Origin of the sequence: Streptomyces filamentosus, from assembly GCF_014654895.1 — a bacterium.
Taxonomy (GTDB): Bacteria; Actinomycetota; Actinomycetes; order Streptomycetales; family Streptomycetaceae; genus Streptomyces; species Streptomyces filamentosus.
In genome coordinates, this window is sequence record NZ_BNBE01000001.1 from 2685744 (window position 1) to 2711463 (window position 25720).

The following is a 25720-nucleotide window of genomic DNA, read 5'->3' on the forward strand; positions in this document are numbered from 1 at the left end:
GGACTCAGTCGCGCGCGGCCCACCACTCCCGGAGCGCGGCCACGGCCTGGTCGTGCTCCATCGGGCCGTGCTCCAGGCGCAGCTCCAGCAGGAACTTGTACGCCTGGCCGACGGCGGGACCCGGCTTGATCCCCAGGATCTGCTGGATCTCGTTGCCGTCGAGGTCGGGGCGGATCGAGTCCAGCTCCTCCTGCTCCTGGAGCTGGGTGATGCGCTCCTCCAGGCCGTCGTAGGTGCGGGAGAGCGTCGCCGCCTTGCGCTTGTTGCGCGTGGTGCAGTCCGAGCGGGTCAGCTTGTGGAGGCGGGAGAGCAGCGGGCCGGCGTCCCGGACGTAGCGGCGCACGGCGGAGTCGGTCCAGCCGCCCGCCCCGTACCCGTGGAAGCGCAGGTGCAGCTCCACGAGACGCGAGACGTCCTTGATCATCTCGTTGGAGTACTTCAGCGCGGTCATGCGCTTCTTGGTCATCTTGGCGCCCACCACCTCGTGGTGGTGGAAGGAGACCCGGCCGTCCTTCTCGAAGCGGCGGGTCCGCGGCTTGCCGATGTCGTGGAGCAGCGCGGCGAGCCGCAGCACCAGGTCCGGGCCGTCCTCCTCCAGGTCGATCGCCTGGTCGAGGACGGTCAGGGAGTGCTCGTACACGTCCTTGTGCCGGTGGTGCTCGTCGCTCTCCAGGCGGAGGGCGGGCAGCTCGGGCAGGACGTGGGCGGCGAGGCCGGTGTCCACGAGCAGGCCGAGGCCCTTCCGCGGGTGGTCGGAGAGCAGCAGCTTGTTCAGCTCGTCCCGGACGCGCTCGGCGGAGACGATCTCGATCCGGTCCGCCATCTCCGTCATCGCCGTCACGACCTCGGGAGCCACCTCGAAGTCGAGCTGGGCCGCGAAGCGGGCCGCCCGCATCATCCGCAGCGGGTCGTCGGAGAAGGACTCCTCGGGCGTGCCCGGGGTGCGCAGCACCCGGGCGGCGAGGTCCTCCAGACCGCCGTACGGGTCGACGAACTCCTTCTCGGGGAGGGCCACGGCCATCGCGTTGACGGTGAAGTCGCGCCGGACGAGGTCCTGCTCGATGGAGTCGCCGTAGGAGACCTCCGGCTTGCGGGAGGTGCGGTCGTACGCCTCGGAGCGGTACGTCGTCACCTCGATCTGGTAGCCGTCCTTCTGCGAGCCGACCGTCCCGAAGGCGATCCCGACCTCCCAGACCGCGTCGGCCCAGGGGCGGACGATCTTCAGGACGTCCTCGGGGCGGGCGTCCGTGGTGAAGTCCAGGTCGTTGCCGAGCCGGCCGAGGAGGGCGTCCCGTACCGAGCCGCCGACCAGGGCGAGGCGGAAGCCGGCCTCCTGGAAACGGCGGGCGAGGTCGTCGGCGACAGGGGACACGCGCAGCAGTTCGCTGACGGCGCGGCGCTGCACCTGGCTCAGTTCGGTCGAGGTGTCTTCGTTGGCGTTCGGCACAACAGAAAAGGGTACGTGCCCCGCTCCGCCCCGACGCCCCCGTTTTCCCGGCGCCCCTCCGCCCCCGTCGCGAGGCGTCTGTGGGGTTCCTGTGAAAACGGCCTCCTCCCGCGTCACCAGCTGGAGGAGTCCCCGGCACTCGGCCACGTCGTGCCTCGTTACCATGCCTGGACACAGCAACCGGGAACCACTGGCATCACGGGCACCACCGACTACGACGAGGACGGGCGAACGCGTGGCTGAGGCGGCAGCTTTCCAGGGAACCGGCCCCTCATCCGCACCGGGAACCGGCCCCTCGCCCGCCCAGGGCCCCGGCCCCTCGCCCGCCCGCCGATGGCTGCGGCGCACCCTCACGATCGCCGTCGGGGCACCGCTCCTGGCCGGCCTGCTCCAGAACCCCTCACCGGCCTCGGCCCGGGCCCCCGAAGAGGGCCAGGTCTCCCGGACGGTCGATGTGTCGATCGACACGCTCACCCCGAGCGCCCCGGTCGAGGGGGACACCGTCACCGTGACGGGGACGCTGACCAACCGCGGCAAGCGGGTCATCACCGACGCCACCGTGAACCTGCGGGTCGGCCCCCGGATGGAGAGCCGCAGCGAGATCGACCAGGTCGCCCGGCGGAAGGGCTTCCGCTCCGACAGCGACCCGCAGCCGCCGCAGGACGCCCCCGAGATCGACATCCCGCGACTGGAGGCCGGCGTCAGCCGCGACTTCCGGTTCTCCGTGCCCGTCTCCAAGCTGGACCTCGACGAGGAGGGCGGCGTCTACCAGCTGGGCGTCTCGCTCACCGGGCAGACCTCGGACGCGCAGTACGACCGCGTCCTCGGCATCGAGCGGACCTTCCTGCCGTACCAGCCCGAGCCCACCGACAAGCGGACCCAGCTCACCTACCTCTGGCCGCTGATCTCCGCCTCCCACATCTCCGCCGACACCGCCTCGGACGACCAGCAGACCCCGGTCTTCCAGGACGACGAGCTGGCCGAGGAGATCCGGCCCGGCGGCCGGCTGGACGAGATGGTGACCCTGGGCGCGGACCTCCCGGTCACCTGGGTGATCGACCCGGACCTGCTGGCCTCCGTCGACGCCATGGCCAACGGCTACCGCGTCAAGGACGGCACCGGGCACACCGCCGGCACGGACGCGAACCGGAAGCTGGCCGAGCGCTGGCTCGGCATGCTGGAGAAGGCCGTCCAGGGCCGCAAGGTGGTCGCGCTGCCCTTCGCCGACCCCGACCTCGCCTCCCTCGCCCACCGGGGCAAGGCCGTCCCCGGCTCGCTCAAGCACCTCCAGTCGGCGACCCAGCTGGCCCGCTCGACCGTGGAGACGGTCCTCCACGTCCAGCCCGCCACGGACTTCGCCTGGCCCGTCGAGGGCGCCGTCGACCCCTCGATCATGGCGGTCGCGACCTCGGCCGGCGCCCGCAAGGTGATCGCCCGCAGCGACAGCATCCAGGACGACGACCTCTCCTACACCCCCACCGCGGCCCGCCCCCTCGGCGGCGGCACCACGGCGGTGGTCAGCGACGCGGAACTGTCGACCGCATTCCAGGGCGACATGGTCCGGGCCGAGAAGTCCACGCTCGCCGTCCAGGAGTTCCTGGCGCAGACCCTCGCGATCACCCTGGAGCAGCCGCAGGACCAGCGCAGCGTCGTGGTCGCCCCGCAGCGGACGCCCACCACCTCCCAGGCCCAGGCGATGGCGGCGGCCGTCCGCGGGCTCGGCGCCCGCCGCTGGACCCAGCCGGCCGACCTGGTCGCCGCGGCGGCGGCCAAGCCCGACCCGGACGCCTCCACCTCGGTGCCGCGCACCTCGCGGTACCCGAAGAAGCTCCGCGACAGCGAACTCCCGGTGGACGCCTTCCGGGACATGAAGACCACCCGCGACGAACTGGACGACTTCAAGGTCATCCTCACCGACGCGACCCGCGTGGTGCCCCCGGTCGGCAACGCCATCAACCGCGAGATGTCCACCTCCTGGCGCGGCCGGGCCCGCGAGGCGGCGATCTACCGCGTGGACGTCCAGGACGTCCTCCAGGGGCTCACCAAGAGCGTCCTGCTCGTCGACAAGTCCGACCTGACCCTCTCGGGACGCAGCGCCACCATCCCCGTCACGGTGCAGAACAAGCTGCTCCAGGACGTGGACGGCCTCCTCCTCCAGCTCTCCTCCAGCAACGGGACCCGGCTGAAGGTCGACGGCCAGACCTCGGCGCGGCTGCCCGTGAAGATCCGCGCCGGGCACAGCCAGTCGGTGAAGTTCCCCGCCTCGGCCAACGCCAACGGCCAGATCACCATGACGGCCCAGCTCTACACCGCGGACGGGACGCCCTACGGCGCCCCGATGGACTTCACCGTGAAGGTCTCCGAGATGACCCCGACGGTGATGCTCGTCATCGCCGGCGGCGTGCTGCTCCTCGTCCTCGCGGGCGTCCGCATGTACACCCAGCGCAAGCGCCTGGCCGCCCGCGCCGCGGAGGCGGAGGCGGATGCCGAGGTGGGCGCCGCGATGGAGGCGGAGGCCGGGAGCGGCGCGGCGACCGGGGAGACGCCCTCCGGGGACGCGCCCGGGACCGGGGCCGGTCCCGGCGACGAGACCGCCGCCGGGACCGGGGACACGGCCGGGACCACGCCCGCCGGCACGGCCGCCGGAGCCGGGCAGCCGAGTGACCCGGACGCGGACACCGGCGCCGAAAGCGGCGACCCGTCGGGCCCGGGTGAGAAAGTGGACCGTTGAGCGATGTCGTGGCCGGTCGGCCGGGGACGATGAGGTGGGGTAAGCATGAACGCGCCGTACGACGCTGACCGCGGCCAGGGCGCGGGCGGCACCGCACCGTCCGGCGGTACGCCCGCGGCTCCCGCCGGTCCCGGCGGGCAGCCGATCCCGCCGCCCCCGCCACAGGGCCAGCACGGACCGCAGGACCAGCACGGACCGCAGGGCCCGCAGGGACACCCCCCGCAGGCCCCGTACGTCCACGACCCGGCCCGGCCCGCGTACGACCGCGCGCCCTACGCCCAGGACCCGTACGGCGCGCAGCCGCAGGCCCCCGCCGCGTACCCCCAGAACCCGCAGCCCGAGAATCCCTACGGCCAGGACCCCTACGTCCAGGACGCCTACGCCCACGACCCCTACCGGGCGCGGGACCTGTCCGCGCAGGACCCGGTGGGCGAGGCGCTCTACGACCGCGCCGCGCACCCGCCGCCCCCGCCGGGCACCTACCAGGACCCGCAGGCGCTCTACCAGCAACCTGCCGCGCCCCAGCACGCGCCGGACCCGCGGGTCTGGGCCCAGACCCCGGCGCCCGAGCCCGACGGCCCCTCCCGCCACCTCCCGTACGGCGACGACGCCCGCACGGTCCAGTTCACCGGCGTCGACGACCTGGTGACCCGGGCGAGCGCGGAGGAGCAGCCCGAGCCGGACGCCTTCGCCCACCTCTACCGCGACCAGCAGGGCCAGGTGCCCGCCCCGGCCGCGGAACCCGACCCGCTGCCGGCCCCCGCGCCGAAGAAGGGCGGCCGCGCCTCCGGGCTGCTGAAGTCGAGCGCCGTGATGGCCGCCGGCACCCTGGTCTCCCGGCTCACCGGCTTCGTCCGCTCGCTGGTCATCACCGGCGCCCTCGGCGCCGCGCTGCTCGGCGACACCTTCACCATCGCGTACACCCTGCCGACGATGATCTACATCCTCACCGTCGGCGGCGGCCTCAACTCGGTCTTCGTGCCGCAGCTGGTCCGCTCGATGAAGAACGACGAGGACGGCGGCGAGGCGTACGCCAACCGCCTGCTCACCCTCGTCATGGTGGCGCTCGGCCTGATCGTGGTCGCGGCCGTCTTCGCCGCGCCCGTCCTGATCCGGCTGATGTCGAACACCATCGCCGACGACGCCGCCGCCAACAGCGTCGCGGTGACCTTCGCCCGCTACTGCCTGCCCACGATCTTCTTCATGGGCGTGCACGTGGTGATGGGCCAGATCCTCAACGCCCGCGGCAAGTTCGGCGCGATGATGTGGACCCCGGTCCTCAACAACATCGTCATGATCGTCACCTTCGGCCTGTTCATCTGGGTGTACGGCACCTCCGCCGAGTCCCACATGGGCGTGCGGACCATCCCCGACGAGGGCATCCGCCTCCTCGGCATCGGCACCCTGCTCGGCCTCGTCGTCCAGGCGCTCGCGATGATCCCGTACCTGCGCGAGACGGGCTTCCGCTTCCGGCCCCGCTTCGACTGGAAGGGCCACGGCCTCGGCAAGACGGTGAAGCTCGCCAAGTGGACCGTCCTCTTCGTCCTCGCCAACCAGGCGGGCGTCCTGGTCGTCACCCAGCTCGCCACCGCCGCCGGCGAGGAGTCCGGCAAGAACGGCGCCGGCTTCCTCGCGTACTCCAACGCGCAGCTGATCTGGGGCATGCCGCAGGCCATCATCACGGTCTCCGTCATGGCCGCCCTGCTGCCCCGGATCTCCCGCGCCGCCAGCGACGACGACCCCGGCGCCGTCCGCGACGACATCTCGCAGGGCCTCAGGAACTCCGCCGTCGCCATCGTCCCGGTCGCCTTCGCCTTCCTGGCCCTCGGCGTCCCCATGTGCACCCTGCTGTACGCCTCCAGCGGCGTCGAGGCCGCCCAGGGCATGGGCTTCATCCTGATGGCCTTCGGCCTCGGCCTGATCCCCTACTCCGTGCAGTACGTCGTCCTCCGCGGCTTCTACGCCTACGAGGACACCCGCACGCCCTTCTACAACACGGTCATCGTCGCCGCCGTCAACGCGGCCGCCTCCGCCCTCTGCTACGTCCTGCTGCCCGCCCAGTGGGCCGTGGTCGGCATGGCCGCCTCCTACGGCCTCGCCTACGCCGTCGGCGTCGGCATCGCCTGGCGCCGGCTGCGCAACCGCCTCGGCGGCGACCTGGACGGCGCCCACGTCCTGCGCACCTACGCCCGCCTCTGCATGGCCTCCCTGCCCGCGGCGGTCGTCGCCGGCGCGGTCGGCTTCGGCCTGCTGAAGCTGCTCGGCGAGGGCGCCCTCGGCTCTCTGGTCGCGCTCCTCGTCGGCGGCGCGGTGCTCCTCGGCGTCTTCTTCGTCGCCGCCCGCCGCATGCGGATCACCGAGCTGAACACCCTCGTCGGCATGGTGCGGGGCCGTCTGGGACGCTGATTCCGCGTCCGGGGACAACCATCGGGGGACACCGTGTGTCGTGCATAGCGTCCGACTGTGGGCACAATTGGCTTGGCTGTTGGATGTGGCGCAACGGATGGGGAGGCAGGAACGACGGTGGCGGAACGTAGCACGGCTGCCGTCGACGTGGCCGACAACAGCGGTGACGACCCGCTGACCGCGCAGGCGGACACGGCCGCGACCGACGGGGTGGCGGAAGAACGGAAGACGGCGGAGGAGCCCGCCGGGACCCTCGAACAGAAGGCGGTCGAGCGGAAGAACGGCGAACAGCCCTCCATCACGGCACCCGAACTGCACAGCGGCCACAAGCTGGCACGGCGCTACCGGCTGGAGGAGTGCGTCACCCGTCTGGACGGCTTCAGCAGCTGGCGGGCCGTCGACGAGAAGCTGCGGCGGGCGGTCGGCGTCCACCTGCTGCCGGCCGACCATCCGCGCGCCCGCTCGGTCCTGGCCGCCGCCCGGTCGGCGGCCCTCCTCGGCGACCCCCGGTTCGTCCAGGTCCTCGACGCCGTCGAGGAGAACGACCTCGTCTACGTCGTCCACGAGTGGCTGCCCGACGCGACCGAGCTGACCGCGCTCCTCGCCGACGGCCAGCTGGAGGCCCACGACGCCTACCAGCTCGTCGCCCAGGTCTCCCAGGCGATGGCCGCCGCGCACCGCGAGGGCCTGGCCCACCTGCGGCTCACCCCGAGCGCCGTGCTGCGCAGCTCCACCGGCCAGTACCGCATCCGCGGCCTCGCCGTGAACGCCGCCCTGCGCGGCATCACCGCCGACCGGCCGCAGCGCACCGACACCGAGGCCATCGGCGCCCTCCTCTACGCAGCCCTCACCCAGCGCTGGCCGTACGAGAGCGACGCCTACGGCCTCTCCGGCCTGCCCAAGGGCGTCGGACTCCTCCCGCCGGACCAGGTCCGCGCGGGCGTCCACCGGGGCCTCTCCGAGATCGCCATGCGCGCCCTCGCCAACGACGGGGCCACCGCCTCGCGGCAGGAACCGCCCTGCACGACCCCGGACGAGCTCGCCAAGGCCGTCGCGGCGATGCCCCGCGTCAAGCCGCCGGAGCCCGTCTTCCCCACCCCCGCCGAGTACCAGCGCACCACGTACCAGCAGGGCACGTACGGGCACGGGCGCCCGCAGCCGCGCCCCATGGCCACCCAGCCGATCCCGCAGCCCCCGGCCCCGCTGGAGAGCCGTGCGGGCAAGGCGCTGAAGTGGGCCGTCGGCGCCCTGCTCATCGCCGCCCTCGGCCTCGGCAGCTGGCAGATCGCCGACCAGCTCCTCGCCCCCAAGCCGAAGGACGAGACGCCGGTCGTCCAGCAGACGGCCGACGAGAAGCCCGAACCGCCGAAGCCGATCGCCATCGCCTCGGCCCAGGACTTCGACCCCTTCAGCGACGACGGCAGGGAAAACCCCGCCGACGTGCCGAAGGCCTACGACGGCGACCCCGCCACGTACTGGCAGACCATGGAGTACCGGGGCTTCTCGAAGTTCGGCAACCTCAAGGAAGGCGTCGGCCTCGTCCTCGACCTGGGCAAGGAGCAGGAGGTCGCCTCGGTCGACGTCTCCTTCCTCGGCCGGACCTCGGTGGAACTGCGCACCGCAGCCTCGGGCGCCTCCTCGGCTCCCACCTCGCTCGACGGCTTCACCACCCAGGCGAAGGACACCGGGTCCCAGGTCGCGCTGAAGCCCACCAAGCCGGTGACGACCCGCTACGTGCTGGTCTGGCTGACGGACCTGCCCACCACCGAGACCGGGCACTACCGGGGGAAGGTCGCCGAGATCAAGGTCATGGGCTGACGACAGGGCAGTGGAGGGGGCTGACACCATTGGACCGTCCGATGGACGCCACAGACGACCGGGAACTCCTGGCCCGGCACGTCGCCGGGGATCCGGACGCCTTCGGTGAGCTCGTACGGCGCCACCGCGACCGCCTGTGGGCGGTGGCGCTCCGCACCCTGGGAGACCGAGAGGAGGCCGCGGACGCCGTCCAGGACGCCCTCCTCTCGGCCTTCCGGGCCGCCCACACCTTCCGGGGCCAGTCGGCGGTCACGACCTGGCTGCACCGCATCACGGTGAACGCCTGCCTGGACCGGATCCGGAAGACCGCCACCCGGCGGACCTCCCCCGTCGACGACACCGCCCGCTTCGAGCAGCTCCTCGAACCGCACGAGTCCGCCGAGGCGCCCGCCGAGCGCGAGGACCTCCACCGGCAGCTGCTCGCCGCGCTCGCCACCCTCGCCCCCGACCAGCGCGCCGCCCTCGTCCTCGTCGACATGCAGGGATACCCGGTCGCGGAGGTGGCCCGTATCCTCGGCGTTCCCACCGGCACCGTGAAGAGCCGCTGTGCGCGCGGCCGGGCCCGGCTGCTTCCGCTGCTCACTCATCTGCGCGCCGACACCGTGGGTAACGAGCCCTCCGAGGGGGGAAGGAACCGGACGCCGGGGACATCCGTCCCACCGGCATCGGGGCCGCCGGAAACCGGACCGATCGATCCAGCTGCTGTGAAGGGCGGAGGTGGGCGCGCGTGACCACGACCGACAGGGCCGACACAGCTCAGCACCCGGACGTCTCGGAGATCTCCGACCTGACCGAGGGCCTGCTCTCCCCCGGCCGGTCCGCCGCGGTCCGCCGCCACCTCGACGGCTGCGCCCTCTGTGCCGACGTGCGGAGCTCCCTGGAGGAGATCCGCGGCCTCCTGGGCACCCTGCCCGGCCCCCCGCGCATGCCCGCCGAGATCGCGGGCCGGATCGACGCGGCCCTCGCCGCCGAGGCGCTCCTGGACGCCACCGTCCCCGAGCCGTCCCGGACCGTTTCACGTGAAACCCCGGACACCCCGCCCGCCCAGAACGCCTTGTCCGGCCCGGGCCGCCCGTCCGCCCACGGCACCTCGTCCGCCGAGGTCACCCCGTCCGCAGGGGGCGGCGTGACCGCCGAGGACAGCGTGACCGTTCCTCCGGTCGAGGCCGCGGACGTGGTTTCACGTGAAACAGCGCGCTCGGCGTCCCCGGTCCGTCCCGCCGACGGCCGCCCCCCGACGGTACGGCCGGCCTCCCGGCCCGCGTCCGGGCCCGGACGGGGTCGCACCCGCCGCCGGGGCCGGATCGCCCTCCTCACGAGCCTCGCCGGGACGCTCGTCGCCGGAGTCTGCGCGTACAGCCTCTACGCGCTCACGCAGAACGGCGCCTCGAACGCCGACGCGACCAAGGCCGACACCGTCGCGAGCGCTCCCCTGAGCACCTTCTCCGGGGAGCCCGTGGAGGACCGGGTCCGGAGCCTGCTCGGGGCCGCCCCCGACCTGCGGGCCCCGAAGGGGGTCCAGCCCGAATCGCTGACGGCCGAGGCGCCGGAGCAGAGCGGCACCGCCCAGCGCAGCGGCGACCCCGCCCTCCCCGGCTGCGTCCTCGCCGGCACCGGCCGCCAGGACCCCGTACTCGCCTCGGAGCGCGGCGAGTACGAGGGCGCCTCCGCCTATCTCCTCGTCCTCGCCGACCCGGCGGACGGCGACCGCGTCCGGGCCTACCTCGTCGACGCCTCCTGCACCGGGGACACCCCGGGAGAACTGCTCCGGACCGCCTCCTACCCGAAGCCCTGAGGACACCGGCCCCGCTCGTCGACACGCCTCCCGTCTCACCGTCCGTCTCACGGACGCGCTGCGCGGCGTCTTCGGGAATGCACGCCCCGTAGGATCCGTTGGGTGGGGTGAGAGTGACCGAGACACCGCCCCCGTAGGCAGTAGGCAGTCTGCAGAGACGAGGAAGAAACCCGTGAGCGACGTCCGTAACGTGATCATCATCGGCTCCGGGCCCGCGGGTTACACCGCTGCGCTCTACACGGCCCGAGCGTCGCTGAACCCGCTGGTCTTCGAAGGTGCCGTCACCGCCGGTGGCGCCCTGATGAACACCACCGAGGTCGAGAACTTCCCCGGCTTCCGCGACGGCATCATGGGCCCGGACCTCATGGACAACATGCGGGCGCAGGCCGAGCGCTTCGGCGCCGAGCTCGTCCCGGACGACGTCGTCGCCGTGGACCTGACGGGTGAGATCAAGACCGTCACGGACACCGCCGGTGTCGTGCACCGCGCCAAGGCCGTGATCGTGACCACCGGTTCGCAGCACCGCAAGCTCGGCCTGCCGAACGAGGACACTCTCTCCGGCCGCGGTGTCTCCTGGTGCGCCACCTGCGACGGCTTCTTCTTCAAGGACCAGGACATCGCCGTCGTCGGCGGCGGCGACACCGCGATCGAGGAGGCGACCTTCCTCTCGCGCTTCGCCAAGTCGGTGACCATCGTCCACCGCCGCGACACGCTGCGCGCCTCCAAGGCGATGCAGGAGCGCGCCTTCGCCGACCCGAAGATCAAGTTCGCCTGGGACAACGAGGTGGCCGAGATCCACGGCGACCAGAAGCTGACCGGTCTGACCCTGCGCAACACCAAGACCGGCGAGACCAGCGAGCTGCCCGTGACCGGCCTCTTCATCGCCGTGGGCCACGACCCGCGCACCGAGCTGTTCAAGGGCCAGCTGGACCTCGACGAGGAGGGCTACCTCAAGGTCGCCGCCCCGTCGACCCGAACCAACCTGACGGGTGTCTTCGGCGCCGGCGACGTCGTCGACCACACCTACCGCCAGGCCATCACGGCCGCCGGCACCGGATGCTCCGCCGCGCTCGACGCCGAGCGCTTCCTGGCCGCCCTCGCCGACAGCGAGAAGCTGGCCGAGACCCCCGCGGTCTGACCCGAGCCCCTCTCACCCCACACCCCGCGAAGTTAAGGAGGCCGCCGTGGCCGGCGCCCTGAAGAACGTGACCGACGCTTCCTTCGAAGAGGACGTCCTCAAGAGCGACAAGCCCGTCCTGGTGGACTTCTGGGCCGCTTGGTGCGGTCCGTGCCGTCAGATCGCCCCGTCGCTGGAGGCCATCGCCGCCGAGCACGGCGAGATCGAGATCGTGAAGCTCAACATCGACGAGAACCCGGGCACGGCCGCCAAGTACGGCGTCATGTCCATCCCGACCCTGAACGTCTACCAGGGCGGCGAGGTCGTGAAAACCATCGTCGGTGCCAAGCCGAAGGCCGCGATCCTGCGCGACCTGGAGCCCTTCATCGCCGACGCGAAGTGACCTCTCGCTGTTTCACGTGAAACGGCCCGCCTCCTGTGAAGGAGGCGGGCCGTTTCGCTTCCCTGCGGCGACCGGCCCCCGGCCTCACAGGGGCCGGAGCGCCGGCTCCTTCTGCACCACGCCGAGCAGCCGGTCCAGCGCCATCTCGACGTCCTCCTTCCAGGAGAGCGTCGTCCTCAGCTCCAGGCGGAGCCGGGGGAAGGCGGGGTGCGGCCGGACGGTCTTGAAGCCGACGGCCAGCAGGTGATCGGCGGGGAGCACACAGGCGGGCTCCTTCCACCGGGCGTCGCCGAAGGCCTCGATCGCCTTGAAGCCCCGGCGCAGCACGTCCTTGGCGACCGTCTGCACCATCACCCGGCCCAGCCCCTGCCCCTGGTACTCCGGCATGATCCAGGCCGTCATCAGCTGGACGGCGTCGGCCGCCACGGGGCTCGTGGGGAAGGCCGTCGAGCGGGGGACGTAGGCCGGGGGAGCGTAGAGGACGTAACCGACCGGCACCTCGTCCACGTAGGCGACCCGGCCGCAGGAACCCCACTCCAGCAGGACGGCGGAGAGCCACGCCTCCTTCTCCGCGTCCGGGCGGCCCGCCTTCACGGCGGCCTCCCCGCTCACCGGATCGAGCTCCCAGAAGACACAGGAACGGCAGCGCTTCGGGAGGTGCGGAAGATTGTCCAGCGTGAGCGGTACGAGCCGACGCCCCACGGCTGTCCCTCGCTTCCCTGGCCGTCGGACGGCCACCGAGCACGGATACGGCTCTCGGAATCGTATCCACCGGGCTGTCGGGGCGACACCGCGCACAGGAAAAGGGCGGGGTGTGTTCCGGTCACGTCCGGAACACACCCCGCCCTCGGTGTCCTGCGGGAGGCGGGGGATTACTCCTCGCCTTCCTCCTCCTCGGCCCTCAGCATCTGCTGGAGGACCTTGTCCTCGCCGGGAGCCATCGCCGTGAGGATCCGGTCGAGGTCCTCCACCGAGGCGAACTCGACGACGATCTTGCCCTTCTGCTTCCCCAGGTCGACCTTCACCCGCGTCTCGAAACGGTCCGAGAGGCGGGTGGCCAGGTCGGAGAAGACCGGGGAGACCCGGCCACCGGCCCGGGGCTGCTTCGCCTTGGTGACGGCGGGCTCCTCGAAGCCCATGAGCCGCACGATCTCCTCGACCGAACGGACCGAGAGCCCCTCGGAGACGATCCGCTGGGCCAGCTGCTCCTGGGCCTCCGGCTCCTCCACGCCGAGCAGGGCACGGGCATGGCCGGCCGACAGCACTCCGGCGGCGACCCGGCGCTGCACCGCCGGGGAGAGCCGCAGCAGCCGCAGGGTGTTGGAGACCTGGGAGCGCGAGCGGCCGATCCGGTCGGCGAGCTGGTCGTGGGTGCAGCTGAAGTCGGTGAGGAGCTGCTCGTAGGCGGCGGCCTCCTCCAGCGGGTTCAGCTGGGCCCGGTGGAGGTTCTCCAGGAGCGCGTCCAGGAGCATCTTCTCGTCGTCGGTGGCCCGGACGATCGCGGGGATGGTCTGGAGACCAGCCTCGTCGGAGGCCCGCCAGCGCCGCTCGCCCATGATCAGCTCGTAGCGTCCGCCCTCGCTCTTGCGGACGACGACCGGCTGGAGGAGGCCGACCTCCTTGATGGAGGTGACCAGCTCGGCGAGGGCGTCCTCGTCGAAGACCTTGCGCGGCTGCTGCTGGTTGGGAGTGATGTCACCGATCGGGATCTCGGTGAAGTAGGCCCCCGCGACCAGCTTCGGCTCGGGGTCCGAGAGCGCAACCGCCGTCTCGTGCTGCGGGGCGCTCTGGGGGAAGAGGCGTGCGGCGCCGCTCCCGGGGAGCGTGGAGACGGCGCCGTCCTCCGGCGCCTGCGGGTCCTGGGGGGCACCGGCGAACAGCGCGCCGAGCCCCCGCGGCCCCAGTCCCCTACGTCGGTCGCTCACTTCAGTTCCTCCGCCATGCTGCGCTGGTTGTTCTGGTACCCCACGCGGCCGTGCTGCTGGGGTTCGTAGTGGACGGAGGCGCCCCGGAAGGCGATCTCGCGCGCCGCTTCGATGTACGACAGGGCTCCGCTGGAACCGGGGTCGTAGGTGATCACGGTCTGGCCGTAGCTGGGGGCCTCGGAGATGCGGACGGAACGCGGGATGCTGGTCCGGAGCACCTCCTGGCCGAAGTGGGTGCGGACCTCTTCGGCGACCTGCGAGGCGAGCCTCGTCCGGCCGTCGTACATGGTCAGCAGGATCGTCGAGACGTGGAGCGTCTGGTTGAGGTGGCCCCGGACCAGGTCGACGTTCTTCAGGAGCTGGCCCAGGCCCTCCAGCGCGTAGTACTCACACTGGATCGGGATGAGCACCTCGGCACCGGCCACCAGGGCGTTCACCGAGAGCAGCCCGAGGGAGGGCGGGCAGTCGATCAGGACGTAGTCCAGCGGCTGCTCGTACGCCTGGATCGCCCGCTGGAGGCGGCTCTCGCGCGCCACCATCGACACCAGCTCGATCTCCGCACCGGCGAGATCGATCGTGGCCGGGGCACAGAAGAGCCCCTCGACGTCCAGGACCGGCTGGACCACCTCGGAGAGCGGCCGGCTGTCGACGAGGACGTCGTAGATCGAGGGGACGTCGGCGTGGTGGTCGATGCCCAGCGCGGTGGAGGCGTTGCCCTGCGGATCCAGGTCGATGACCAGGACCCGGGCGCCGTGCAGGGCCAGCGAGGCGGCCAGGTTGACCGTCGTGGTCGTCTTGCCCACGCCGCCCTTCTGGTTGGCCACCACCATGATGCGGGTCTGCTCGGGACGGGGCAGCCCCTCCCCGGCACGGCCCAGCGCTTCTACGGCCAGCTGGGCAGCACGGCCAATGGGGGTGTCGTCCATCGGGGGCAGTGTTTCACGTGAAACATCTTCCCCGGCCGATTCGGTTCGGGGACCGGGGACCGGATCGGTCATCGGTCCCGCGATGTTGGCGTCGGACCGCAAGGATTCACTCTCCTCGGCATCAAGCTCGCGATGGGAAGAGCCTGCCATGCCCGTGGGGTCCTGAACCAGCGAGGTCGGTGGATCTGTGGGTGAATCCACCTCTGGGGAAAACTCCGTAACCCTCGCGGGTGGCTTCACACGGGGTCGGCGGTCCCGGGGGGTGGCAGCCGCGCGCCCGCGGCTGATGATCCCCTGGAGCAGTGAGCGATGTTTCACGTGAAACACGATGCCCCTGCGGTCCTCCGGGGACCGCTCGACACTCCGTGAAAGCGGACGAATGCGACGCTCAGCGGCGCCGACGGGTCTTGCTGGTCCGCGCGGCCTTGGCCCGCTTGGCCGCGAAGCGCACCCCGCCGGGGCTCTCGCCGACCTCGACCCGGACCACCGTGGACATCGGGTCGACGATGCCCTCGCCGACGTGGTGCACCGAGGTCTCCACCACGCCGAGCTTGGAGAGCGCGGCACGCGCCCCGTCCAGCTCCTCCTCCGCGGTGTCGCCCTTCAGCAGCAGCATCTCGCCGTAGGGGCGGAGCAGCGGCACGCCCCAGCCGGCCAGCCGGTCCAGGGGCGCCACGGCGCGGGCGGTCACGACGTGGACCGGCGGGAGCTTGCCCAGCATCTCCTCGGCCCGGCCCCGCACCACGGTCACGTGGTCGAGACCGAGCAGCTCCACGACCTCCTGGAGGAAGTTGATCCGCCGCAGCAGCGGCTCCAGGAGGGTGATCTTCAGATCCGGGCGCACCAGCGCCAGCGGGATGCCGGGCAGACCCGCGCCGGAGCCGACGTCGCAGACCGTCACGCCCTCGGGGACGACCTCGGAGAGGACGGCGCAGTTCAGCAGGTGGCGTTCCCACAGGCGCGGGACCTCGCGGGGACCGATGAGTCCGCGCTTCACACCGGCGTCCGCGAGCAGCTCCGCGTACCGCACGGCTTCGGGGAAGTACTCGCCGAAGACCTTCCGTGCCTGCTCCGGCGCTTCGGGGAGCTCCGCTGCCTCCGTCACGGGGACCGTCCTTCCGTACCGCACGCATACCGTGCGAGCGCACTGTGGTGGCTGAACTATCAGGCTGACAAAGATCGGCCCCGTCTGCGAACAGACGGGGCCGACGCGTGGAGAGGGGTTCAGGCAGGGAGGACGACGACGAAGCGCTGCGGCTCCTCGCCCTCGGACTCGCTGCGCAGACCGGCGGCGGCGACCGCGTCGTGCACGACCTTGCGCTCGAACGGGGTCATCGGGTCCAGCTTGACCGGCTGGCCCGTGGACTTGACCTCGTCCGCGGCCTTGGCGCCGAGCTGGGCGAGCTCGGTGCGCTTCTGGGCACGGAACCCGGCGATGTCGAGCATCAGCCGGCTGCGGTCACCGGTCTCCCGGTGCACGGCCAGGCGGGTCAGCTCCTGGAGCGCCTCCAGCACCTCGCCGTCGCGGCCCACGAGCTTCTGGAGGTCGCGGCTGCTGGAGTCGCTGATGATCGAGACCGCGGCCCGGTCCGCCTCGACGTCCATGTCGATGTCGCCGTCGAGGTCGGCGATGTCGAGCAGGCCCTCGAGGTAGTCGGCCGCGATCTCACCCTCCTGCTCCAGGCGGGTCAGGGTGTCGCCACCCTCGGCAGCGGCGGCGGAGGTGGTGCCTTCCGTCACGGATGGACTCCTTCTGGCTACGAAGCTACGGGGACGCTTCTACTTCTTGGAGGACGGGTGCTTGGGCCGCTGCTGGCCCTTGCGCGGACGGGAACCGCCGGAGTTGGCGCGGCTGCGGCCGCCCTGCGCACCGCCCTTGGCGGGCGTCTCGGGCTTCTTCTCCAGGGAGGGCTTCGCCGGGGCGTCCTGGGCGGCCTCGCCCGCGGACTCCTCGGGGGTCTCCTCCACGGCCTCCTCGCCCTTGCCCTGCTGCCCGCCGGACTGGCGCTGGGCCTTGGTCTGGCGCTTGGGCTGCTGGCGCTTGGGGGCGGCGATGCCTTCGGCCTCGGCGACGGCGGCGTCGCTCTTCACGACGGTGCCGTCGGCCTGGGCGGCGAAGCCGGCCTTGGAGAGGGCGCCGATGAAGCGGCGCTCGTTCTCGTTGCGGTCGGAGCCCTTGGCGACGATGGCCTTGACGACGGCCTTGTGGCGCCGGCTGCGGATCTCACCGTGCTGCGTGACGCTCTTCAGGAGGCGCTGGAGGTAGGAGTCCTGCGCCTTGCTGCCCGGGGTCGGGTTCTGGTTGATCACGTACATCTGCTGGCCCATGGTCCACACGTTGGTGGTCAGCCAGTAGACGAGGACGCCGACGGGGAAGTTGATGCCCATGACGGCGAAGATCACCGGGAAGATGTACATGAGCATCTTCTGCTGCTGCATGTACGGGGTCTTCACCGAGAGGTCGACGTTCTTCATCATCAGCTGGCGCTGGGTGAAGAACTGCGAGGCCGACATCAGGATGATCATGATCGCGGTGACGATCCGGACCGAGGTCAGCGAGGCGTCGAGGGCGGCCACCTCGGCGGCGCTGTCGGTGAACTTCGAGGCGAGCGGGGCGCCGAAGATGTGCGCCTTGCGGGCGCTCTCCAGCAGCGGCTGGTCGATGACGCCGATGACCTTGCCCGACGCGATGTTCGACAGCACGTGGTAGAGGGCGAAGAAGAACGGCGACTGGGCGAGGATGGGAAGGCACGAGGAGAGCGGGTTGGTGCCCGTCTCCTTGTACAGCTTCATCATCTCTTCGGACTGACGCTGCTTGTCGCTCTTGTAGCGCTCCTGGATCGCCTTCATCTTCGGCTGGAGCGCCTGCATGTTCCGCGTCGACTTGATCTGCTTCACGAAGAGCGGGATCAGGCAGATGCGGATCAGCACCACGAGGGACACGATCGACAGGCCCCAGGCCCAGCCCGTGTCGGGGCCGAAGATGGCCCCGTACAGCTTGTGGAACTGGACGATGACCCAGGAAACGGGCCAGGTGATGAAGCTGAACAGACTGGCAATCGTGTCCACTAATCAGGCTCCTTGAGCATTGGGCGAGGTCTCTGCGGCCGGGCTCGTCTCGGCGGAGATCCCGCCCTTGTCGCCGCGCAGCGCGTTCCTGAGCATCTCGTGCCAGCGCGGACGCTTCCGCGGGGGGACATGGTCCACTCCGCCGGGCGACCACGGATTGCACCGCAGGATGCGCCAGGCGGTCAGGGCGATGCCCTTGATCGCGCCATGCCGGTCTATGGCCGTGAATCCGTAGTGGGAACACGACGGGTAGTACCGGCAGACGTCGCCCAGAAGAGGGCTGATCGTCCACTGGTACAGCTTGATGAGGGCGAGGAACGGGTACTTCATCGCGTACCCCCTCCCAGCAGCCGCTGGAGGGCGGCGTCCAGGTCGCGGGCCAGGTGGGCGTGGTCGGCGTCACCGGCTCCGGGCAACGCCCGTACGACCACCAGGCTACCGGGGGGCAGCGTGGACAGCCGGTCGCGGACGAGGTGGCGCAGACGACGCTTCACCTGGTTGCGGACGACCGCACCGCCCACGGCCTTGCTCACGACGAAACCCGCACGCGTCGGGGGAGCGCTCTCCCCAGGCGCGTGCGGGTCCGTTGCACCGCTTCGTAGGTGGACGACGAGGAGCGGGCGACCGGCCCGGCGTCCTCGACGTACCGCGGTTGCGAAGTCCTCGCGCCGCCTCAGCCGATTCTCGGTAGGCAGCACGTCATGACCTGTTTAAGTGGATCAGGCGGACAGGCTCGCGCGACCCTTGGCACGGCGGTTCGCCAGGATGGCGCGGCCGGCACGGGTACGCATGCGCAGGCGGAAGCCGTGGGTCTTCGCGCGACGACGGTTGTTCGGCTGGAAGGTGCGCTTGCTCACTCGGGGGCTCCAGAAATGATTCGGGTGGTGGCGGGACATCGCCTGGCTGTCACCGTGCGCCCACGAGTAGCTCGCAATACGCCCGAGTGCACCGCTTCGTGATCACATAGAGTGACCTTTGCCCATCGGAGGCAGGCGGCAGCAGCCATCGACAACTCGACCTGGTTACGGTACGCGCGGCTACGCCATCCGGTCAAACCGACCCGTTGACGGGGCCGCTTGTACACAGGCTGTGGACAACAACTTGAACGACGTCAGCCGCCCCGACTACCGTGGCCGGACTCGACTATCTCTTCCGTTCTGTTCTTATCGTCCCGAGAACCACACATTCGTGGGACCTGCGAGAAAGCGTGCCCCGTGGCTGACGTACCTGCCGATCTTGCCGCAGTGTGGCCACGCGTGCTCGACCAGCTGCTCGGAGAAGGACAGCAGGGCATCGAGCCCAAGGACAAACAGTGGATCGAGCGCTGCCAGCCGCTCGCCCTGGTCGCGGACACGGCGCTGCTCGCCGTCCCCAACGAATGGGGCAAGCGCGTCCTGGAGGGCCGGCTGGCCCCGCTGATCAGCGAGACCCTCAGCCGCGAGTGCGGCCGGCCGATCCGGATCGCGATCACCGTCGACGACTCCGTCGGCGAGCCGGCCCCCGCGCCCTCACCCGGACGGCCGCCGCAGCAGCCCCGTTACGACGAGCGCCCGCCGGCCGAGCCGTACGAGGGCTACGGCCACCGCGCGCTCCCCGACGACGGGCTGCCCACCGCCCGCCCGGCCTATCCGGACTACCAGCAGCCGCCGCGCCCCGAGCCGGGCGCCTGGCCGCGGTCCCAGGAGGACCTCTCCTGGCAGCAGCCGCGCCTCGGCGGCTTCCCCGAGCGCGCCCCGTACACCGGCCCGGCCGCCCCGGAGCCCACCGGCCGCCCGCGGTACGACGAGCCCGCCCGCGGCTACGAGCAGCCGCAGCGGTCCGAGCGCGCCGAGCTTCCGGCGCCGGGTCCCGGCCCGGTGCCGCGGCCCGGTCCGGGGCCTGGCGGCCAGGGTGCGGGGTCCGGCGTCGGCCAGGGCTCCCTCGGCGGTTCCGGTACGGGCTCCGGCTCCGGCGGGCCCGGCGAGCCGCACGCGCGCCTGAACCCCAAGTACCTCTTCGACACCTTCGTCATCGGTTCCTCGAACCGCTTCGCCCACGCGGCCGCGGTCGCGGTGGCCGAGGCGCCGGCGAAGGCGTACAACCCGCTCTTCATCTACGGCGAGTCGGGGCTCGGCAAGACGCACCTGCTGCACGCGATCGGGCACTACGCGCGGAGCCTCTACCCGGGCACGCGCGTGCGGTACGTGAGCTCGGAGGAGTTCACCAACGAGTTCATCAACTCGATCCGCGACGGCAAGGGCGACGCCTTCCGCAAGCGCTACCGGGACGTGGACATCCTGCTGGTCGACGACATCCAGTTCCTCGCGAGCAAGGAGTCGACGCAGGAGGAGTTCTTCCACACCTTCAACACCCTGCACAACGCGAACAAGCAGATCGTGCTCTCCTCGGACCGGCCGCCCAAGCAGCTGGTCACCCTGGAGGACCGGCTGCGGAACCGCTTCGAGTGGGGACTCACCACCGACGTGCAGCCGCCGGAGCTGGAGACGCGCATCGCGATCCTCCGCAAGAAGGCGGTGCAGGAGCAGCTGAACGCCCCGCCGGAGGTGCTGGAGTTCATCGCCTCCCGGATCTCGCGGAACATCCGCGAGCTGGAGGGCGCGCTGATCCGGGTGACGGCCTTCGCGAGCCTCAACCGGCAGCCGGTGGACCTGGGGCTGACCGAGATCGTCCTCAAGGACCTGATCCCGGGCGGCGAGGACTCGTCCCCGGAGATCACCGCGCCGGCCATCATGGCGGCGACCGCCGACTACTTCGGGCTGACGGTGGAGGACCTCTGCGGCTCCTCCCGCAGCCGCGTCCTGGTGACGGCCCGCCAGATCGCCATGTACCTGTGCCGCGAGCTCACCGACCTGTCGCTGCCGAAGATCGGCGCGCAGTTCGGCGGCCGGGACCACACGACCGTCATGCACGCGGACCGGAAGATCCGCGCCCTGATGGCGGAGCGGCGCTCCATCTACAACCAGGTGACCGAGCTGACCAACCGCATCAAGAACGGCTGACGGCTCCTCAGCGCGGCCGGTGCCCCCGGTCCACAGCCCGTGCCCGCACTGCGCGGCACGGGCTTCGCGCATCCCCAACCTGTGTACGGCCGCCGGGCCGTGACGGCCCGCGCCGAGGGCCGTGCACCGCCTGTGCACAGTTGGCCGGGCGCGGCCCGCAGGGCCGCGCGGGCGCTCCCGAAGGGCGCCCCGGGACACCTCCCGGGGCGCCCTTCGGCGTCCCCGGAAGGCGTCGGCGGAAGGCTGTGGAAGCCGCTGGGGGGGCGTCCGTGAGAGCGCTGGAAGGCGTCCGAGAGAGCGGTGGAAGGCGTCGGCGGGGGTGGCGAAACGCGTCTGCGGGGGCGTCAGGAGGCTCTGGTGAGAGCGGAGAGCGGCTCGAGGCCGGAGGGCCGTGTTCGATTGCCGCGTCCTGGTGGCGAGTTCTCCACAGATTGCGGGATGATCTCCCGTCCACAGGGTGGGGACTGCGAAGTTATCCGGAACGTGTCCACAGGCGGAGCTGGGGAGAGTCCATCACTCCAGCTCAGAGGGGTGTGGATTTGTTGGAAACCTTCATCCACAGGCTGTGGATGAATCTTCCGTCCACAGGGGGCGGGATGAGTTGTCCACTGGCTACCCACAGGGAGAGGGCTGTTGCCCACAGCTTCTCCACACCGCTGTCCACTGTTCGGCAACAAAACACCCCCAGTCACCGGTGAGAGTGAAAGCCGTCACACCAAGGGAGACGTTTGGGCTGTGGGGAACCTGGGGAAAGCTGGGGACAGTGCTGGGGAGAACTACCCCTCGCCTGTGTATCGGGTGTGCAGAACTTTCGGATGTCCACAGAGAGCCGTGGTTTTCCACTGGTTCCACCCACAGGGGCAGTGGACAAAAAACCTGCCCTGACCTGCGTGGACGACGTTATCCACCGTTTCCACAGGCCCTACTACTACTCCCACTCATAGTTAGCTCGGGAATCGTTTTGAAGCGGGGCCTGTGCACAACTCGGCACCGGAGCCCCGACCTGCCCTCGTCGCGACTTGACCCCGAGCCGCGACGAGTGTCGGCGGCGTACGTCAGACTGGATCCCGCAGTCGACGAAGAGCCAGCAACAAGCAGGAGGCGGTTCCGGTGAAGATCCGGGTGGAGCGCGATGTACTCGCGGAGGCGGTGGCCTGGGTGGCCCGCAGCCTTCCGGCCCGTCCGCCGGCGCCCGTACTCGCGGGCCTTCTGCTGAAGGCCGAGGACGGCGCGCTGAGCTTCTCGAGCTTCGACTACGAGGTCTCCGCCCGCGTCTCCGTCGAGGCCGAGGTCGAGGAGGACGGCACCGTCCTCGTCTCCGGCCGCCTCCTCGCCGACATCTGCCGCGCCCTCCCCAACCGTCCGGTGGAGATCTCCACAGACGGTGTACGGGCGACCGTGGTCTGCGGCTCCTCCCGCTTCACCCTCCACACCCTCCCTGTGGAGGAGTACCCGGCGCTGCCGGAGATGCCCACCGCCACCGGCACCGTCCCCGGCGAGGTCTTCGCGGCCGCCGCCGCCCAGGTCGCCATCGCCGCCGGCCGCGACGACACGCTGCCCGTCCTCACCGGTGTGCGCATCGAGATCGAGGGCGACACCGTCACCCTGGCCTCCACCGACCGCTACCGCTTCGCGGTCCGCGAGTTCCTGTGGAAGCCGGAGTCCCCGGACGCCTCCGCCGTCGCGCTGGTGCCCGCCAAGACCCTCCTGGACACCGCCAAGGCCCTCACCAGCGGTGACACCGTCACCCTGGCGCTCTCCGGCTCCGGCCAGGGCGAGGGCCTCATCGGCTTCGAGGGCGCGGGCCGCCGCACCACCACCCGCCTGCTGGAGGGCGACCTCCCGAAGTACCGCACGCTCTTCCCCACCGAGTTCAACTCGGTCGCGGTGATCGAGACCGCCCCCTTCGTGGAGGCCGTCAAGCGCGTGGCCCTGGTCGCCGAGCGCAACACCCCGGTCCGCCTCAGCTTCGAGCAGGGCGTGCTCATCCTGGAGGCCGGTTCCAGCGACGACGCACAGGCTGTGGAAAGGGTCGACGCGCAGCTGGACGGCGACGACATCTCGATCGCCTTCAACCCGACCTTCCTCCTGGACGGCCTCAGCGCGATCGACTCCCCCGTCGCCCAGCTCTCCTTCACGACCTCGACCAAGCCGGCGCTGCTGAGCGGCCGCCCGGCCGTGGACGCGGAGGCGGACGAGGCCTACAAGTACCTGATCATGCCGGTGCGCCTGAGCGGCTGACGCCCCTCCCGGCCCCGCGGCCGGGCGGTGCGCGGGGCGCGTCGACTGAGCGGCCGACCCCACAGGTGTGCGGCCGGGTCCGGGCGTAGGCTCGGACCCGGGCAGCAACCGCACACGACGCTAAAGGAACACTCTGATGGAGCTCGGTCTCGTCGGTCTCGGCAAGATGGGCGGCAACATGCGCGAGCGCATCCGCCGCGCAGGCCACACCGTCATCGGATACGACCGCAACCCGGACCTCGCCGACGTCCACAGCCTGGAAGAGCTTGTGGGCAAGCTCAAGGGTCCGCGCGTCGTCTGGGTCATGGTCCCCGCCGGTGCGGCGACCCAGTCCACCGTCGACGAGCTGGCGGAGCTGCTCTCCCCCGGCGACATCGTCGTCGACGGCGGGAACTCCCGCTGGACCGACGACGAGAAGCACGCCGAGGAGCTGGCCGCCAAGGGCATCGGCTTCGTCGACTGCGGCGTCTCCGGCGGCGTCTGGGGCCTGGAGAACGGCTACGCGCTGATGTACGGCGGCTCCGACGAGCACGTCGCCCGCGTCCAGCCGATCTTCGACGCCCTCAAGCCGGCCGGCGAGTACGGCTCCGTGCACGCGGGCAAGGTCGGCGCCGGCCACTTCGCGAAGATGGTCCACAACGGCATCGAGTACGCGATGATGCAGGCCTACGCCGAGGGCTGGGAGCTCCTGGAGAAGGTCGACTCCGTGGAGAACGTCCGCGAGATCTTCCGCTCCTGGCAGGAGGGCACGGTCATCCGTTCCTGGCTGCTCGACCTCGCGGTCAACGCACTCGACGAGGACGAGCACCTGGACCAGCTGCGCGGCTACGCGTCGGACTCCGGCGAGGGCCGGTGGACCGTCGAGGCCGCCATCGACAACGCCGTCCCGCTCCCGGCGATCACCGCGTCGCTGTTCGCGCGGTTCGCCTCCCGGCAGGACGACTCGCCGCAGATGAAGATGATCGCCGCACTGCGCAACCAGTTCGGCGGCCACGCGGTCGAGAAGAAGTAGCAATCCACAGGCTGTGCACCACCCGGTGCACAGCGACCGGGGGAAGGCCGGCGCCCACCATGCACGTCACGCATCTCTCGCTGGCCGACTTCCGCTCGTACGCCCGGGCCGAGGTACCCCTCGACCCGGGCGTCACCGCTTTCGTGGGGGCGAACGGCCAGGGCAAGACCAACCTCGTCGAGGCCGTCGGCTACCTCGCGACCCTCGGCAGCCACCGCGTCGCCGCGGACGCCCCGCTGGTGCGGATGGGCGCCGAGCGGGCCTACATCCGGGCCGCCGTCACCCAGGGCGAGCGCTCTCAGCTGATCGAGCTCGAACTCAACCCGGGCCGCGCCAACCGCGCCCGCATCAACAGGTCCTCGCAGGTCAGGCCCCGTGACGTGCTCGGCATCCTGCGGACCGTGCTGTTCGCCCCCGAGGACCTGTCGCTGATCAAGGGCGACCCCGGCGAGCGCCGGCGCTTCCTCGACGACCTGCTCACCGCGCGCGTGCCGCGCATGGCGGGCGTGCGCTCCGACTACGAGCGCGTCCTCAAGCAGCGCAACACGCTCCTGAAGTCGGCGGCGATGGCCCGCCGCCACGGCGGCCGCGGCATGGACCTGTCCACCCTCGACGTCTGGGACCAGCAGCTGGCCCGGGCCGGAGCCGAGCTGCTCGCCCAGCGGCTCGACCTCGTCCACACCCTCCAGCCGCTCGCGGACAAGGCGTACGAACAGCTCGCCCCCGGCGGCGGCCCGGTCCTGCTGGAGTACAAGCCCTCCGCCCCCGGCCCCGGACACACCCGCGAGGAGCTGTACGAGCAGCTGCTCGCCGCCCTCGGCGAGGCCCGCAAGCAGGAGATCGAGCGCGGCGTCACCCTCGTCGGGCCGCACCGCGACGAGCTGCTGCTCCGCCTCGGCGACCTGCCGGCCAAGGGGTACGCGAGCCACGGCGAGTCCTGGTCGTACGCGCTGGCGCTCCGCCTGGCCTCGTACGACCTGCTGCGCGCCGAGGGCAACGAACCGGTGCTCGTCCTCGACGACGTCTTCGCCGAGCTGGACGCGCGGCGGCGCGAACGGCTCGCCGAGCTGGTCGCCCACGGCGAGCAGGTCCTGGTGACGGCCGCGGTCGACGACGACGTGCCCGGGGTGCTGACCGGCACCCGGTACGCGGTGGCCGGAGGGACGGTGGAACGCGTATGACCGGCGACGCGGAATCTTCTGCACAGCCTGTGGACAGGCCCGCGGCCCCCGAACCCTCCGGAGTCGACCTCGCCAGGGTCGCGCTGCGCGCCGCCAAGGAGCAGGCACGCGCGCGTGGGGCGGCCGCCCAGGAGAAGAAGCAGGCCCGCCGGGGCGGCGGCCTGCGCTCCGGGGCGCGCGCCGACGGACGCGACCCCATGGCGCTCGGCGCCGCCATCAACCGGCTGCTCGCCGAGCGCGGCTGGGAGACCCCGGCGGCCGTCGGCGGCGTCATGGGCCGCTGGCCGCAGATCGTCGGCGAGGACCTGGCCAAGCACTGCGTACCGGTGAAGTACGAGGAGGAGCCGGACGCGCGCGTGCTGACCGTCCAGTGCGACTCGACCGCCTGGGCCACGCAGCTGCGGCTGCTCGCGCCGACGCTGGTCGCACGGCTGAACGAGGACCTGGGGCACGGGACGGTGCGCCTGATCAAGGTGCTGGGGCCCGGTGCGGGTGCCCGCCGGTACGGCCCGTTGCGGGCGCCCGGGTCCGTCGGGCCCGGGGACACGTACGGCTGATCCGGCCCGCGGCCGGGCCCCCGGAGCACGGGTCCGGGCGGCGGGGCGCGCCCCCGCGGATCGGCCGCCCACAACGAGCTACGACCCGAAGCG

22 protein-coding genes and 1 pseudogene are annotated in these 25720 nt (G+C 71.4%); 13 read left to right on the top strand and 10 right to left on the bottom strand.

Annotation, left to right across the window (positions count from 1 at the left end):
- Positions 1 to 4 precede the first annotated feature (4 nt).
- Positions 5 to 1447: a CCA tRNA nucleotidyltransferase gene (locus tag IE326_RS12160; RefSeq protein ID WP_190041510.1), complete on the bottom strand. Its 1443-nt coding sequence runs from the start codon at positions 1445 to 1447 to the stop codon at positions 5 to 7.
- 235 nt (positions 1448 to 1682) lie between these two features.
- On the opposite strand from IE326_RS12160, the gene IE326_RS12165 reads away from it, so the two are divergent.
- The 7 genes from IE326_RS12165 to trxA all read left to right on the top strand — a co-directional run bounded on the left by IE326_RS12165 (position 1683) and on the right by trxA (position 11717).
- The gene (locus IE326_RS12165; RefSeq protein WP_373310182.1) at positions 1683 to 4178 is read left to right on the top strand and encodes a DUF6049 family protein; all 2496 of its coding nucleotides are present in this window, start codon (positions 1683 to 1685) and stop codon (positions 4176 to 4178) included.
- 45 nt (positions 4179 to 4223) lie between these two features.
- Positions 4224 to 6584, top strand: coding sequence for a murein biosynthesis integral membrane protein MurJ (murJ, locus tag IE326_RS12170; protein ID WP_190041511.1), 2361 nt, complete (start codon positions 4224 to 4226; stop codon positions 6582 to 6584).
- A 117-nt stretch (positions 6585 to 6701) separates the two neighbouring features.
- Positions 6702 to 8402: a protein kinase family protein gene (locus IE326_RS12175; RefSeq protein ID WP_190041512.1), complete on the top strand. Its 1701-nt coding sequence runs from the start codon at positions 6702 to 6704 to the stop codon at positions 8400 to 8402.
- 41 nt (positions 8403 to 8443) lie between these two features.
- Positions 8444 to 9133 carry an RNA polymerase sigma factor SigM gene (gene sigM, locus IE326_RS12180; RefSeq protein WP_190041513.1) on the top strand — a complete coding sequence of 230 codons (690 nt, stop codon included), beginning with the start codon at positions 8444 to 8446 and terminating at the stop codon, positions 9131 to 9133.
- Positions 9130 to 10197: an RsmA family anti-sigma factor gene (locus IE326_RS12185; protein ID WP_190041514.1), complete on the top strand. Its 1068-nt coding sequence runs from the start codon at positions 9130 to 9132 to the stop codon at positions 10195 to 10197. Before sigM ends, IE326_RS12185 begins: the two co-directional genes overlap by 4 nt.
- 172 nt (positions 10198 to 10369) lie before the next feature.
- Positions 10370 to 11335 carry a thioredoxin-disulfide reductase gene (gene trxB, locus IE326_RS12190; protein WP_150229589.1) on the top strand — a complete coding sequence of 322 codons (966 nt, stop codon included), beginning with the start codon at positions 10370 to 10372 and terminating at the stop codon, positions 11333 to 11335.
- Between the two features lie 46 nt (positions 11336 to 11381).
- Positions 11382 to 11717 carry a thioredoxin gene (gene trxA / locus IE326_RS12195; protein ID WP_030753848.1) on the top strand — a complete coding sequence of 112 codons (336 nt, stop codon included), beginning with the start codon at positions 11382 to 11384 and terminating at the stop codon, positions 11715 to 11717.
- 84 nt (positions 11718 to 11801) lie between these two features.
- Here the strand turns inward: trxA and IE326_RS12200 are convergent, their stop codons facing one another.
- The 9 genes from IE326_RS12200 to rpmH all read right to left on the bottom strand — a co-directional run bounded on the left by IE326_RS12200 (position 11802) and on the right by rpmH (position 18494).
- A complete protein-coding gene (locus tag IE326_RS12200; RefSeq protein WP_150229587.1) occupies positions 11802 to 12419 on the bottom strand; it encodes a GNAT family N-acetyltransferase in 618 nt (205 codons plus the stop codon).
- Positions 12420 to 12589: 170 nt separating this feature from the next.
- The gene (locus IE326_RS12205; RefSeq protein ID WP_150229585.1) at positions 12590 to 13642 is read right to left on the bottom strand and encodes a ParB/RepB/Spo0J family partition protein; all 1053 of its coding nucleotides are present in this window, start codon (positions 13640 to 13642) and stop codon (positions 12590 to 12592) included.
- Positions 13639 to 14718, bottom strand: a complete 1080-nt coding sequence (locus IE326_RS12210; RefSeq protein WP_078955119.1) for a ParA family protein — start codon at positions 14716 to 14718, stop codon at positions 13639 to 13641. The genes IE326_RS12205 and IE326_RS12210 overlap by 4 nt, the downstream gene beginning before the upstream one ends.
- 238 nt (positions 14719 to 14956) lie before the next feature.
- Positions 14957 to 15673, bottom strand: a complete 717-nt coding sequence (gene rsmG / locus IE326_RS12215; protein WP_030753836.1) for a 16S rRNA (guanine(527)-N(7))-methyltransferase RsmG — start codon at positions 15671 to 15673, stop codon at positions 14957 to 14959.
- A gap of 119 nt (positions 15674 to 15792) precedes the next feature.
- The gene (locus IE326_RS12220; protein WP_030753834.1) at positions 15793 to 16308 is read right to left on the bottom strand and encodes a Jag family protein; all 516 of its coding nucleotides are present in this window, start codon (positions 16306 to 16308) and stop codon (positions 15793 to 15795) included.
- A gap of 39 nt (positions 16309 to 16347) precedes the next feature.
- Positions 16348 to 17637, bottom strand: coding sequence for a membrane protein insertase YidC (gene yidC, locus IE326_RS12225; protein ID WP_150229583.1), 1290 nt, complete (start codon positions 17635 to 17637; stop codon positions 16348 to 16350).
- 3 nt (positions 17638 to 17640) lie between these two features.
- Positions 17641 to 17967, bottom strand: coding sequence for a membrane protein insertion efficiency factor YidD (yidD, locus tag IE326_RS12230; protein WP_030493766.1), 327 nt, complete (start codon positions 17965 to 17967; stop codon positions 17641 to 17643).
- Complete coding sequence (gene rnpA, locus IE326_RS12235) at positions 17964 to 18335, bottom strand: ribonuclease P protein component (protein ID WP_030753828.1); 372 nt, start codon at positions 18333 to 18335, stop codon at positions 17964 to 17966. The genes yidD and rnpA overlap by 4 nt, the downstream gene beginning before the upstream one ends.
- Positions 18336 to 18356: 21 nt before the next feature.
- Positions 18357 to 18494, bottom strand: a complete 138-nt coding sequence (gene rpmH, locus IE326_RS12240) for a 50S ribosomal protein L34 (protein ID WP_015659252.1) — start codon at positions 18492 to 18494, stop codon at positions 18357 to 18359.
- Positions 18495 to 18726: 232 nt separating this feature from the next.
- On the opposite strand from rpmH, the pseudogene IE326_RS42075 reads away from it, so the two are divergent.
- The 6 genes and pseudogenes from IE326_RS42075 to IE326_RS12265 all read left to right on the top strand — a co-directional run.
- A pseudogene (locus IE326_RS42075) lies at positions 18727 to 18912 on the top strand (hypothetical protein); the annotation flags it as partial.
- A complete protein-coding gene (gene dnaA / locus IE326_RS12245) occupies positions 18852 to 20636 on the top strand; it encodes a chromosomal replication initiator protein DnaA (protein WP_150229582.1) in 1785 nt (594 codons plus the stop codon). The pseudogene IE326_RS42075 and the gene dnaA, both read left to right, overlap by 61 nt.
- Positions 20637 to 21746: 1110 nt before the next feature.
- Positions 21747 to 22877 carry a DNA polymerase III subunit beta gene (gene dnaN, locus IE326_RS12250; protein WP_150229580.1) on the top strand — a complete coding sequence of 377 codons (1131 nt, stop codon included), beginning with the start codon at positions 21747 to 21749 and terminating at the stop codon, positions 22875 to 22877.
- Between the two features lie 136 nt (positions 22878 to 23013).
- On the top strand, positions 23014 to 23889 hold the full coding sequence (gnd, locus tag IE326_RS12255) for a phosphogluconate dehydrogenase (NAD(+)-dependent, decarboxylating) (protein WP_150229578.1): 876 nt from the start codon (positions 23014 to 23016) through the stop codon (positions 23887 to 23889).
- A gap of 59 nt (positions 23890 to 23948) precedes the next feature.
- Positions 23949 to 25070, top strand: coding sequence for a DNA replication/repair protein RecF (recF, locus tag IE326_RS12260; protein ID WP_150229576.1), 1122 nt, complete (start codon positions 23949 to 23951; stop codon positions 25068 to 25070).
- Positions 25067 to 25627, top strand: coding sequence for a DciA family protein (locus tag IE326_RS12265; RefSeq protein ID WP_030753805.1), 561 nt, complete (start codon positions 25067 to 25069; stop codon positions 25625 to 25627). Before recF ends, IE326_RS12265 begins: the two co-directional genes overlap by 4 nt.
- Positions 25628 to 25720 lie beyond the last annotated feature (93 nt).